The sequence below is a fragment of the Desulfobotulus sp. genome (assembly GCF_034006065.1).
Taxonomy (GTDB): Bacteria; Desulfobacterota; Desulfobacteria; order Desulfobacterales; family ASO4-4; genus Desulfobotulus.
Map to the genome: position 1 here is coordinate 1 of NZ_JAVETM010000032.1, position 13,008 is coordinate 13,008.

Consider the following 13,008-nt stretch of genomic DNA (forward strand, 5'->3'; position numbering starts at 1 on the left):
ACCGCAGCCGGAACAGGTTTTGCTGCTGGCAAACCATCGATCCGCAACCTTCACAAGACCGCCCCGCATTTCCGCCTTGTAGGTGATCTGGCGGCGGAACTCGAAAAAACTCATGTCGCTGATGGAACGCGCCAGCTTGTGGTTTTTCATCATGCCCTTCACATTCAGATCCTCCACCCCAAGGGTATCGAACCTGCGGGTGAGGGAAGAGGTAAGCTTGTGCAGGGCATCGTTGCGGATATTGCGGATTCTGGCATGGATACGGCTAAGCTTTCTTCTGGCCTTGTTGCGGTTTGCAGAGCCTTTTTCTTTTTTGCTCAAAGACTTTGAAAAGCGTTGCAGACGTTTCAGAAGGGCGGTGTGAGCCTTGGGGCCTTCAATCTTTTCTCCCGTGGAAAGGCTTGCCAGTGCGGATACGCCAAGATCAACACCCACAGCGCCTTGGTTTTCGGCGGCGGGAAGGTGATCGGGCTTAGAAATATCCACGGTGATGCTGACAAACCACCTGTCCGCCACACGGGAGACGGTGGCGGACATGATTTTTCCGGTGAAGCGGAGTTTTTCCCGCATTCTCACCCAGCCAAGAAGCGGAATGCGGATCTTTTTTCCTTGAACGGTGAACTGATCGTTGGTGATGCTGAAGCGGTCGTTCACGCCCTTTTTGCGGAAAGTCGGATATTGGGTACGACCCGCAAAGAAGTTTTTAAACGCTTCGCCAAGCTGGATAATGGCCATCTGCGGAGCACATTTGGTGACTTCCTTCATCCATGGGAAATCCGTATGCTTGATAGCGTTCAAGTCCCGGCGCAGGGACATCTGGGAGGGTTTGGGAAGGCTTGGGTCTTCTTTCCATGCCGCATACTGTTTGCTCCACTGATCCAAAGCCCAGTTGTAGGCAAAACGGGCCGTACCCGCAGCACGGGCAAAGTAGTTTTCCTGGACATTGTTGGGATCAAGGGCAATCTTATGGGCAATGAGCATGGCTTACTCCACAGCCTTTTTCAGGTTTTCGAGAAGTTTTTTGTTCTTCCGGGATCTGCAGCCATAGAGCCTTGCGGAAAAAACGGTGATGATTTCCAGAACATCCCTGGCAAGATCTTCTTCAAAACTTGTATCCGCATCTTCACCCTGCTGCGCAGGGCTGGCGTCGCTCCGCGAACCCTGGTTGAGAATAACCACCTCCACCTCTTTGGCTTCGCAGATGGCAAAAATCAGTTCTGCGCCAAAGCGGAGCAGACGGTCTTTGTGGGTGAGAACCAAGCGACCCACGCTGCCTTCAAGGATGACCTCGATGAGCTTTTTCAGACCCTTTTTCTGGTAGTTCATGCCGGAGCCAAGGTCGGAAAGAATCTCGAAAGCCCAGCCCTGACGGGCGCAGTACATTTCAAGAACCTGCTTCTGCCTTTCAAGATCCTCCTTTTCGTCATGACTGGACACACGGGCATACGCAAGGGTGCGGCGGGTGTCCGACGGGGCATGAAAAAGTTCAGGCTTCAAGGCCGCAAGATCATAGCGCCGATGCCCGGAACTGGTTCTCTCTGGCGATATGCGGCCTTCAGCTTCCCACCTTCTCAGAGTGGGGATGGATACACCTAAAACTTCTGCGGCTTTGCCGATGGGCACAAGTCTATTCATAGTGATATGAATAGATAAGATTTAATAAGATGTCAAGTGGACAGTTAATAACCCGGTTGATGGAAAGGCGACGCTCTATCCGCCGGAGTACGATGCTGGGTTTGTAGTGAGTAAAATCCACCTTGAACCTGTCCCGCAGCAGGGAAAAAATGCGCGGCAGGGCATCCGCATCATTGGTATCGCCTTCCATGCGCTCGACTTTGGAAACATAGGGATGTTTGACATAGGCCAGGAGACGCTCAGGCATTTCATCGGGCGGAAGAACAAAATCCGCAAGCCCTGTGGAAAGGGCCGCGCGAGGCATGCTGTCAAAACGGGCCGTATCCTCCTTCTGAACCATGACCATGCCGCCGTATTCCTTGATGGTGCGCACCCCGCGCATTCCGTCGCTGCCCGATCCGGACAGAATCACGGCCACGGCCTTTTCTTCCTGATCCTCGGCAAGAGAGCGCAAAAACACATCAATGGGCAGATTGATCAGGCCCTTGATCTGGGCCTGGTCACTCAGAAAAAGCTCACCGTGAAAAATGGTGAGATTCTTCTTCGGAGGAATGAGATAGACCGTGTTCGCCTCCACCCGCATGCCGTCTTCCGCCCGCAGCACATGCATGGCCGTTTTTTTGGAAAGAATTTCCACCATCAGACTTTTGTAATCCGGAGAAAGATGCTGGATGACGATAAAGGCCAGCCCGCTGTCCGGAACCATGCCGGAAAAAAACGCTTCTATGGCTTCAAGCCCCCCTGCGGAAGCACCAATGGCCACATACAGGGCGGGAAGATCGGAAAGTGGTGTTTTTGGATGGGATAGATCCGACATCAAAAGTCTCCTTAAAAAAGGGGGGACTCCTATACAATAAACCGCCCCACCTGCCCGTGAATCACATCTGCAATTCGGGATTGTTCTCCTGTGGTCTGCAAGACCTGGCTGCTCGCATTTCGGATCTGCACCGCAGCCGCACTGACCGAAGCAATTTCCTGGGCGATTTCGCCCGATATGCCGCTCATTTCTCGACTTTGCGTGTTGGCGTCCCCAACGGAAACCGAGGCGCTGGACACATTGGAGGAAACCTCCCGGATGGCAGAAGACTGCTGCTCAATCGCCGCAGCAATGGCACCCACAATCTGATTGACATGGTGGATGGCTTCCACAATCCCGCCCATGTCCGTTTCCGCCTTTTCCGAAGCAGCCTGCATACCTGCAATGCGATCCCGGATATCACTGGTGGCATGGGCCGTCTGCCTGGCCAGTTCTTTGATTTCGTTGGCCACAACGGCAAAACCCTTACCCGCTTCTCCCGCCCTGGCCGCTTCGATGGTGGCGTTCAGCGCAAGGAGATTGGTCTGCTCTGAAATGCCGTTGATAGTTTCCGTTACCTTTCCGATCTCGATGGCGGCAAGTCCCAGTTCCCGCATAATTTGTGCAAAGCCTTCGGCCTCCTGCGCGGCTTTTTCCGTACGCGCATTCGCCATGGTCGTGCTCTCGGAAATTTCTGCAATGGTTGCGCTCATCTCTTCCATGGCGGATGCCACGGAACTGAGATTCAGGCTGGCCCTTTCCATACTCTCCGCCATGGCGTGGGCGGATACATTCATTTCTTCCGCAGCCGCAGCCACACTCTGGGAACGGACGCTTGAATCTTCAGCGCCTATGGCCGTCTGATGGGCAATGGCGGAAAGTTCTGTGGTGGAAGCCCTAAGGCTTTTGGCGCTGTCGGCAATCTCCCGGATCATGCGCTGCATATTTTCCGTAAAACCATTAAAAGCCCTGGCCAGTACGGCCAGTTCATCCTGACCTTGAAACTGCAGCCGCTTGGTGAGATCGCCTTCTCCCTTTGCGATTTCGTCCATGGATTCTGTCACCTTCCGTATTCTGCGGATGATATCCCTTGCCGTCCACAACACAAAAGTACTTGTGATGATAAGAATCAGGACGGAAAAAACCATGCTGCCATAGGTCGTACGTTTCACGTCTCCCATGGCCTCATCCAGATGGGCATTCATCCCGGAAAGGCTCATTTCCATCAATTGGGCGATGTCATCCACCTTGCGGGAAACAGGATCCCAGAAAGCCTCTCCGGTCACTCCAAAATCCCCCGTACGGGCATGCCCCAGCACTCGGTTGAAAATGCGGTCCGTTTCCGCCCAGGCCGGACTACCCTGCATCCTTTTCAGCATGGAAAAGGCCTCGTCTGAAAGGACCAGAGCCGGAGAATCCAACCCTGCATCCGTTGCCGCCTTCAGACGGATGATGGAGGAAAACTCCTCTTCGGAAAGGGGACTTTGCCGGGCAATGAGGCTGCTCACATTGGCCCGGAGCAGGCCTGCATTCTCACGGGATGTTTCCAGAAGAAGCACACTGGTCATCACCTTACCAAATTCCCTGATGGTCTTGGCATTGGCAGCTGCGGACTGAAGATCGATCAGACTTTCAATCAGCTGCGTATATTCCCTGATCTGCTGGGCCTGAAGGGCAGGCGTCTGATTTTCGTAGCGTCTGCGGATCTGCTGAAGACGACTTTGCATGCCCGCCGTCTGATCCAGGGCCATTGCGTTCCCGACCACAACCTGAGCGCGAACCTGCTCCCACACAGGCACAAGCGCATCCGTCTCACGCCTCAAGCTCCGCACATCTTCAAATACGCTGCCTCCTGTCAGAAAAAGCGCGGTGCGTCCCCTTTCCCGCTGCAGATGCCCAATGAGCTCTGAAGTCACTGTCTGCATGCGCACATTTTTTGCCATGGCCTCCATGACACGCATTTCCCGTACCCCGTCCCGGATATCCATTCCCACATTCAAAAGGAGGAAACAGAGGGGAACAAGCCCCACAAGGGTAATCTTTTTTGCAACAGTCAGGCCTTTCAGACCCATCGTTTTTTCTCCTTATCTGAAGGTGTACCAGCCCTGTTAAAAAAACACCCTACCTCCCTTAGCATGCCGCCATTCCAATGGGAAGCCAGTGGCTCATGCATGGGATACTGTATCATAATCTAAGACATCCCGAACACGGGACACAAGCTCGGACACACGCAGGGGTTTTACCAGAAGGTCGGAAAACCCTTCGGCCTTCAATGCCTCCCTATCCAGGGCATCCCCCAGACCCGTACACAGAATTACCGGGATATTCATACGGATTTCCTTGATTTTACGACAGAAAACAACACCCGTCATCTCCGGCATGGTCAGATCCGTCAACACAAGGTGAAAGAAATCAGGATCTTTGCGAAAAAGATCCAGGGCTTCAGCCGCACTGCTGGAGTACAAAACCCGATATCCTTGCTTTTCCAGTATTGCCGCCATCATCTGCGCCAAAACCCTTTCATCATCCACAATCAGGATGCGCTCATTTTTTCCTTTTTTCACTTCTTCTGGGAGCGCCTTTTCAGGCCCAGAAGAGGTCTCCCCGCTTTCCATGGCGGGCAGGCCTATCTCAAAAACCGCACCTTCGCCTGGCCTGCTTTTTACATCAATGCTTCCTCCGTGGGCCTCAACAATGCTGTGTACCAGGGCAAGACCAAGCCCCGTTCCCTTCCCCCTTTCCTTTGTCGTGAAATAAGGATCAAAAATCTTATCAAGAACCTCAGGCGGAATCCCTTCCCCCGTATCCGAAACCCGAAGCATAACCCAGGCTCCATGGCCCCCAGGCCTGCGCCCTTTGCAAGAAGGCTGCCAACGCCCCAGGGTCACTTCCAGCACACCGCCCTTTTTTTCCATACTCTGGAACCCATTGGTCACAAGGTTCATCACAAGCTGGTGCATCTGCGACACGTCCGCCATCACACCCGGACATTGTTCATCCACCACAAAACGAAGCTCAATGGTGCTGGGCAGGGCCGCCCGGAGCAACATCCGGATTTCCTTGAGAAGATGCTGGAGATAGACAAGGCTCTTCTCCCGCGTCGTCTGACGGCTGAAGGCTAAAATCTGCCGGACAAGCTCCCTTCCCCTTCGGGCTGCGGTGAGAATTTCCTCCACGTATTCCTGGAAAAGACTATCCTGGGGCAACTCTTCCCTCAGCATATCCGCATAACCCATGAGAGGAAAAATCAGGTTGTTGAAATCATGGGCAATGCCCCCTGCAAGGGCGCCGATGGCCTCCATCTTCTGCGCCTGGGCCAATCGCGCTTCCTGGATCACAATCTTTGTGATGTCCTGTACATGCTCCAGAATGCTCGTAATCTCTCCTGTTTCATCGCGGATGGGAAAGGCATTCACCCGCAGCCATCGGTCCAGATCCGGGTCATAACGGTCCACGCTCTGACTTTCCCCGCTTTCCAGGGCCTTTTGCACCGCGCAGTCCGCACAGACGCCCTCCCTGCCCAACACCTCAAAGCAACGGCGACCCACAACTTCTTTAAACTCCCGCTTCAACCACTCACACCCCACACGGTTTAAGGCCATCACCCGGTAATCCGGTTTCAGAACCACCAGCATATCGGAAATTCCCTCAAAGATAGCGGCAAAAACATGGGTCTGCTCCTTAAGTTTCTCCTGCATATGCCGGGATTCGGTGATATCCGTGATAAAGCCCTCAATGAAGGATTCTCCATGCCCTGGGGCTACAACACCGATGCCCCGCTCCCAGACCCAGCGCCACTCTCCATTCTTATGACGAATTCTGTAAATATGCTCATAGGCCTGCCCGCTGCAAAACACCCTTTCTGTGACCCTGGCCCAGGATTCCAGATCCTCCGGGTGGATGAGATCGCCATAGGCAAGCGCGCGGTTGTTTACCAGGGCTTCCGGCGCATACCCCGTCAGCCTCAGACACCCCTCACTGGCCGCTGCCAGGGTACGGAACGCCCCCCCATGGGCACGGAAAACCATGCCGGGAAAATACTGAAAAAGATTGTCCAGAATCCGCCGGGTTTCCCGCCATTTTTCCCGTGTCCGCTGACGAAGAACGATATCCCAGGTCATGTCTCCCAGGGCCTGAATGATTTCTGCATCCCGGTCTTCATAGGCAAAGGGTCTGTTGCCCACCCCAAGGACGGCAACCACCCTTTCTCCCGCCATCACCGGAACCACCAGTTCCCGCACAATCTCCGGATGCCCCGGAGGCATCCCCCTGCGCCCTGGGGTCGCATTAAACTCATTGTGAATAACCGCACGCCCTTTCCGGATGCAATCCGTCCATATTCCGGTATCTTCAATGTCACATACTGTGTCATGGCCAGAAACCCGGCACAGGGTTCTTGCATTTTCCGACCAGGCGCAAAGCCGAATCTTATTTCCTTCCACAAAATGGAAAAACGCAAGGCTGCTTTCCGTAAGGTTTTCAGCTTCCTGGAGCACGTCCTGAAAAAGCTCCGGCAATTCCGTGCAAAAGGCCCGGTCACTGATGCGCATCCGAGCCTCTAAAAGCCGTTCCATTCTTTTTTCAGATGTCACATCCCGAGCCACGCACAGAATACCCCGGATATGCCCCTTTTTGTCCTTTACAGGGGTTTTCAGCGTTTCAAACCAAACCCTTCCATGGGGACCTCTGAAACTTCGCTCATACATTCGACTGTTTCCGGATCGGATAACCTCCTCATCCTCCGCACGAAAAGCGCGGGCCCTCTGTGCATCAAAAAAATCCGCATCCGTCTTTCCAACGGGATCCACAGCGGGAATGCCAAGGCGGGTAAAAAAATTCGGCGTGGTATCAAGGTAGCGGGAATGAAGATCTTTTAAGACAAAAATATCAGACGTGACCTGCCAGAGGGCATTAAAAAGTTCTTCTTTTTCCTGAATCCGTCGTCTCTGGTACAAAATGAAGATTACGGATACCCATAAAACAAAGGCTGAAAATCCCCACATAAGAATTGGACTTTTCAGAAAAACAGTACCCGCATCCATCATGGTTTTTCCTTACGATGTCATGGACATGATTTTCTCTGATGCCCCCAAAAGCTCCAGCGCTTTTTCCATCAGCACCCGCATGTCTTCGGATTTGGAAACATAGGCATCCGCTCCGGCGCCAAGAATACGCTCTTTCACCTCCGGAGCGTCAAAGCCGGTCATGGCGATGATCTTCAAAGCGCTCAGGTCTTTTTTTCTTTTTAAAAAACGGCATACCTCAAAGCCATCCATCCCGTCCATGAAAAGATCCAGAATCACAAGATCAGGCATGCATTCCTTCACCTTCACTCCTGCTTCAAATCCATTGGAAGCGCTTTCCACATGGATGCCCAGGCGAAAAAACCGGGTATGCAGAAACCGGATCATACCCTCGTCATCATCCACAAGGAGTACCTTCCGGCAGACCTGAGCCCTTTTTTCCGTCCTGTCTTCCCCGCTCAGGAGGTGGGCCACGGTTTCAGGGGTCAGACGATGATGCCCCCCGGTGTCACAAGGGCTTTCACATGGCCGGACTTCACCCAGTTCCACAAAGTTGTCCGACTCACACCGCAAAGGGTCGCAGCTTCCGGAATGCTGTAAAATTTCTTGGATGCCTGCATGAAAAAATCCACCTTTCTTTCCCGGACCATAAAAAAACAACAGCTCCTTAAAAGGGTGTTCCAAAATGTCCCCACCATAGAAGACTTTACCCCAAACGTCAAATATGTTAAAAGCTTCCATTACTTTTACAAAAGTCTGGTTTTTTTAAAAAAAATAAAGACCAGAGTGTTTTTTATCCAAGAGGCCTTGACGCCATGAGCACATGCCCAACTCCCGGTTCCAGGCTCCATGAAAAAGAGGATTTTCCCTTCCGCTTTCTCGTGGACACCCTTCCCCATCCCATTTCCTTTGTGGGCAGAGATTACAGATATAAAGCCGTCAACCTTGCCTATGCCCGGCTCTTTAACCTTCCTCCCGAATCCATCACAGGCCGCAGCGTGGAAGAGTTATTGGGCAAGGATCTCTTTGAGAGGGAAATCCGTTTCCGCCTGGACCGCTGCCTGGAAGGCGAGGAGGTGAGCTATGAGGTTGAAACCTTCTTTCCCGCCCTTGGACCCCGCTGGATGGAGATGCGCTATTTTCCCCAGAAAAACCTCGAGGGACAGACCACGGGCATTGTATCCCAGGGACTGGACATCACAGACCGCAGGCATGCCCAGAATCTTCTTCGCAAAGAACATCATGAAATTCTTCAGGAAAAGGACAATCTCCAGGCCATTTTTGACGCAGCGCCTGTGGGCATGATGCTTGTGGACAGCCAGGGCCATGTCAGGCGCATCAATCCTGCATTCTCCCAAATCGTTGGATCTTTTCCCCTGTGCCCTGAAAAAAAACACCAGCCCGGCGATATCCTGGCCTGCACCCACGCCGTACAGGGCTGCCGCAACAGAGAAAATTGTTCCCATTGTCGCATCCGCGCCGTACTGGACACGGTGACCGAAACAGAACAAAGGGTTTCTGAGGTGGAAAGCGTGCAGACCCTTTTCATGGACAACATACAAAAACATTTTTTCTTCATTGTGGGAGGCGCACCTCTCATCATTAACGGCGAAAAGAACATTCTCATCACCCTCTCGGACATCACAGCCCGCAAAAAAGCCGAAGAAAAGGCGGGATATCTTGCCGCCATCCTGGAACACAGCGACACCATCGCCGTACTGAAAGACCCTGAACTGGGCTATCTCCACGTCAACCGGGCCTATCTGAACCTCACAGGCCACAAAGAGGCGGGGGATCTCGCAGGAAAAACCGATGAAGCCCTGTTTCACGGCATCGCCACCCCCCAGGAAATCCGCCACTATATGGAAAACGACCGCAAGGCCCTGTTTCTTTCCAGAGGAGAAGTCCTTACAGCGGAAGAAACCCTGCCAGGAAAGGCGGGGGAAGTCCGCACCTTTCTTTCCAAGAAATTTCCCGTATACAACCCCATGAACCATACCTGCCTGGGTGTGGCCACCCTGAGTACGGAAATCACCCAGATGAAGGCCATGGAAAACGCCCTGCGCTATGCCAAAAGTGCGGCGGAATCCGCCAGTGTGGCCAAAAGCGCCTTTCTTGCCAATATGAGCCATGAAATCCGAACACCCATGAACGGCATCCTCGGCATGGCCGAGCTTTTACTTTTCACGGAACTGGACGAAGAACAGCACAGCTACGCCCGTCTGATACGGGAAAGCTGTCATGCCCTTCTCACCATCCTGAACAATATCCTGGATTTTGCCCGGATTGAGGCTGGAAAGCTTCAGGAGGAAGCGGAAAACTTCAAACTTTCCTCTTTCTGGGAGGATCTCATCCCGTTTCTGAAATTACAGGCTGAAAAAAAGGGACTGATCTTTGTTGCGCACAAAGATCCAGGGATTCCCGATTTTCTTCGGATGGACCATCCCAAAATCAGGCAGGTTCTGGAAAATCTTGTGGGCAATGCCATCAAGTTCACGTCAAAGGGCGCGATCTTCCTTTCCCTGGAACGGATCATACACCCGAGATCCCCCAGGGAATGGCTCCGTTTTTCCGTAAAGGATACGGGCATCGGCATTCCCGAAGATAAACAGCATCGGCTGTTTCAGCCCTTCAGCCAGGTGGACGGCTCCATCACCCGACAATACGGAGGCACGGGCCTTGGACTTTCCATCTGCAAGGAACTGGTGGGCCTCATGCAGGGCCATATCGGTTTCAAAAGCCATGGAAACCAGGGAGCCACCTTCTGGTTCACCCTGCCCATGCAGGAGGCGGAGGCTTTCCCGGATACCCTTGTCCCTAAGCCCCTTTTCTCCTATGCCCCCTTGCAGAATCCGAAAAAAAAGCGCATTCTCGTGGCAGAAGACAATCCCACAAATCAGGTGGTCGTCCTTGGCCTTTTAAAAAAATTCGGGTTTGAACCCCAAATGGTCCAGAACGGAGAGGAGGTTCTCCGGGCTCTCAATGAAAACACCTGGGATCTCATCCTCATGGATGTGGAAATGCCTCAGATGGATGGCCTGGAAACCACCCGCCAGATCCGCAAAGCGCCTCTGCCCCTCTGCCACATTCCCATCATCGCCATGACAGCCCATGCCAGCAAAAAAGACGAGGAAGGCTGCCTGGCTGCGGGCATGAACGCCTACCTCCCCAAACCCCTTGACCCCCAGACACTTTCAGAAACACTGGCCGCATGGCTGTGGTCCTGAAAAGTAAAAGGATACGCCCCTTATTAAGATATTCTCCGAAAATCCTCAGCGGCTTTGATACATGGAGAAAAAAAAAATTACCCAAAAAGGCAGGCTCCCTTGCCATAAGATGTGGGCAGATTCAGTCATCGTGAGACAAACATATTGGACTTTCTTTCAAAGATCGCCTACTCTTTTCTGCATACACCCAAAGGAGCACCCTCCCTTATCCCCACAATTTTAAAGGAGTTCAGGCCCATGAATCTCAATGTCCGTTCCATTGGCTTCCGGCTGCTCACCATCAGCCTGCTTTCGGTGCTGCTGCCCCTTCTGGCCGTAGGCTTCATTGCCATGAATCGCTCCAGCAAAGCCCTCACCCAGAATGCCTCGGAAAACACCTTAGGCGTTGCAAGGGATCTTGCCACCCTTGTGGACAATCTCCTTCTGGCCGAAGTGAGGCTTGCGGAAGTCTTTGCCCAGGACGACACCACCCGCGCACTCCTTGAGGCCGTCCATGCCAAAGGCTTTGAGGCCGCAAGACCCGAAGCCCTTGTGGTATTTGAAAACCTTAAAATTCAGTTCCCCAGACTCGGGAACAATTACCAGGGCGTTTTTGTGGCGGACGCCAAGGGCCAGCTCGTCACAGGTATCCTTGAAAACGGCAGCGAATACATCGGACATAACATTGCAGGCAATGATGAATTCAAACGGGCTCTCGCCACAAAGAAAACCGTGATCGGCAATGTCCTGCGCTCCAGGGCCACAGGGGAGCTGGTTTTACCCATCAATGCGCCCTACCTTTCGTCCAGAGGAGAATTTCTCGGCGTCTTTGCCACGGTGATTAAGGCGGAATACCTCACAACCATCATCGCCAACCGCAAGATCGGCCGCACGGGTTATGGCTATATGCTCAATGAAAAGGGCGTGGTCCTGGCCCATCCTGTGACAGACAATGTTCTTAAAACCGACATCAACCAGATTCCGGAAATGCATCACATTGCAAGGGAAATGCTGGCCGGCAAAAGCGGATCTGAGGAGTATGTCTTCCGGGGCGTGCGTAAAATGGCAGGCTTTGCCCCTGTGAAAACCACAGGCTGGCTGGTCTCCGCCACCCAGGATCATGTGGAGTTTCTGGAAAGCTCCAGGGATGTGCGCAACGGCCTCATCCTTGTGATTGTCATCTCCCTTGCCATTGTGGGCCTTGTGGTCTTCTTCATGGTGAAGTCCATTGTCACCCCCATCAATGCGGCAGTGGCGGGCTTAAAAGACATTGCCCAGGGCGAGGGCGACCTCACCATGCGTCTGCGGGTCAATACCCGGGATGAGGTGGGAGAGCTGGCCTCCTGGTTCAACGTGTTTGTGGAAAAGCTCCAGGGTATCATCCGGAATATCGGCTCCGGCGTGCAGACCCTGGCTTCTTCCGCCACTGAGCTTTCTGTGATTTCCGATGAGATGAAAAAGGGCGTGCAGGATGTGTCCCAGCGGTCCTCCACCGTGGCCGCTGCGTCCGAAGAAATGAGCACCAACATGGCCCAGTCTGCGGCTGCGCTGGAACAGTCTTCCAGCAATACCAACCTCCTGGCCACAGCCTCAGAGGAAATGTCCGCCACCATCAGCGAAATCGCCCAGAACGCCGGAAAGGCCAGAACCACCTCCGATGAAGCGGCGCGGAAAGCCTCCAGAATGTCCGATCACATGGCAAGCCTCAAGCGTGCTGCGGATTCCATTGGAAAAGTCATTGAAACCATTACGGACATCTCCGAGCAGGTCAATCTTCTGGCCTTGAACGCCACCATTGAGGCGGCCAGGGCCGGTGAGGCAGGCAAAGGCTTTGCCGTTGTGGCCAATGAGATTAAAGAGCTTGCACGTCAGACCGCAGACGCCACCCAGGATATCCGGGAAAAAATCGGAGACATCCAGAGTACCACTGCCACCACGGTGAAGGAAGTGGGCGAGATCACCACGGTCATCAATGATGTGAGCGATGTGGTGGGCAACATTGCCGCAGCCGTGGAAGAACAATCCACCGCAGCCAGGGAGATCGCCTCCAACGTATCCCAGGTTTCAAGGGGCATTGAGCTTGTCCATGAAAACGCAAGCCAGAATGCAGAGGTGGTGGGAGAAGTCACCAAGGAAATTGCGGGCATCAATCATGCCATGGGAGAAATGCGGGATAACAGCACCCAGGTCAACGAAAGCGCAAGGGAGCTTTCCAAGCTCTCCGAATCTCTGAAAAACATGGTCAATCAGTTTAAAATATAAGGTCTGACCCAGCCTGCTCCGCTCCCCAAAAAGGATCCGGAGCAGGCCAGGCAAGATCTTCGACCTTTTTTCCATCCAAAAAAAA

General features: G+C 53.2%; 9 protein-coding genes. 2 read left to right on the forward strand and 7 right to left on the reverse strand.

Features of this window, described 5'->3' with window-relative positions; all coding sequences use genetic code 11:
- The 7 genes from RBR60_RS11880 to RBR60_RS11910 form a co-directional block, all read right to left on the reverse strand.
- Nucleotides 1-981: transposase (locus RBR60_RS11880; protein ID WP_320357026.1), on the reverse strand; the 981-nt coding region annotated here is incomplete at its 3' end.
- 3 nt (nt 982-984) lie between these two features.
- A complete protein-coding gene (locus RBR60_RS11885; RefSeq protein WP_320357028.1) occupies nt 985-1,635 on the reverse strand; it encodes an IS607 family transposase in 651 nt (216 codons plus the stop codon).
- Complete coding sequence (locus RBR60_RS11890; protein WP_320357030.1) at nt 1,628-2,452, reverse strand: chemotaxis protein CheB; 825 nt, start codon at nt 2,450-2,452, stop codon at nt 1,628-1,630. The genes RBR60_RS11885 and RBR60_RS11890 overlap by 8 nt, the downstream gene beginning before the upstream one ends.
- Before the next feature lie 29 nt (nt 2,453-2,481).
- Nucleotides 2,482-4,503, reverse strand: coding sequence for a methyl-accepting chemotaxis protein (locus RBR60_RS11895; protein ID WP_320357032.1), 2,022 nt, complete (start codon nt 4,501-4,503; stop codon nt 2,482-2,484).
- A gap of 93 nt (nt 4,504-4,596) precedes the next feature.
- Nucleotides 4,597-7,476: a PAS domain-containing protein gene (locus RBR60_RS11900; protein WP_320357034.1), complete on the reverse strand. Its 2,880-nt coding sequence runs from the start codon at nt 7,474-7,476 to the stop codon at nt 4,597-4,599.
- Nucleotides 7,477-7,485: 9 nt separating this feature from the next.
- A complete protein-coding gene (locus RBR60_RS11905) occupies nt 7,486-7,860 on the reverse strand; it encodes a response regulator (RefSeq protein WP_320357036.1) in 375 nt (124 codons plus the stop codon).
- An 80-nt stretch (nt 7,861-7,940) separates the two neighbouring features.
- The gene (locus RBR60_RS11910; RefSeq protein ID WP_320357038.1) at nt 7,941-8,105 is read right to left on the reverse strand and encodes a helix-turn-helix domain-containing protein; all 165 of its coding nucleotides are present in this window, start codon (nt 8,103-8,105) and stop codon (nt 7,941-7,943) included.
- A 165-nt stretch (nt 8,106-8,270) separates the two neighbouring features.
- Here RBR60_RS11910 and RBR60_RS11915 point away from each other — a divergent pair, with 165 nt between their 5' ends.
- A complete protein-coding gene (locus tag RBR60_RS11915; RefSeq protein WP_320357040.1) occupies nt 8,271-10,682 on the forward strand; it encodes a PAS domain-containing protein in 2,412 nt (803 codons plus the stop codon).
- A 237-nt stretch (nt 10,683-10,919) separates the two neighbouring features.
- A complete protein-coding gene (locus RBR60_RS11920) occupies nt 10,920-12,923 on the forward strand; it encodes a methyl-accepting chemotaxis protein (protein WP_320357042.1) in 2,004 nt (667 codons plus the stop codon).
- The last annotated feature ends 85 nt before the right edge of the window (nt 12,924-13,008 follow it).

Excerpts from the sequence above, each read along its gene's own strand:
- RBR60_RS11885 (WP_320357028.1), bottom strand. The coding sequence starts at position 1,635 with ATGAATAGACTTGTGCCCATCGGCAAAGCCGCAGAAGTTTTAGGTGTA.
- RBR60_RS11910 (WP_320357038.1), bottom strand. The coding sequence starts at position 8,105 with ATGGTCCGGGAAAGAAAGGTGGATTTTTTCATGCAGGCATCCAAGAAA.
- RBR60_RS11890 (WP_320357030.1), bottom strand. The coding sequence starts at position 2,452 with ATGTCGGATCTATCCCATCCAAAAACACCACTTTCCGATCTTCCCGCC.
- RBR60_RS11895 (WP_320357032.1), bottom strand. The coding sequence starts at position 4,503 with ATGGGTCTGAAAGGCCTGACTGTTGCAAAAAAGATTACCCTTGTGGGG.
- RBR60_RS11900 (WP_320357034.1), bottom strand. The coding sequence starts at position 7,476 with ATGATGGATGCGGGTACTGTTTTTCTGAAAAGTCCAATTCTTATGTGG.
- RBR60_RS11915 (WP_320357040.1), top strand. The coding sequence starts at position 8,271 with ATGAGCACATGCCCAACTCCCGGTTCCAGGCTCCATGAAAAAGAGGAT.
- RBR60_RS11920 (WP_320357042.1), top strand. The coding sequence starts at position 10,920 with ATGAATCTCAATGTCCGTTCCATTGGCTTCCGGCTGCTCACCATCAGC.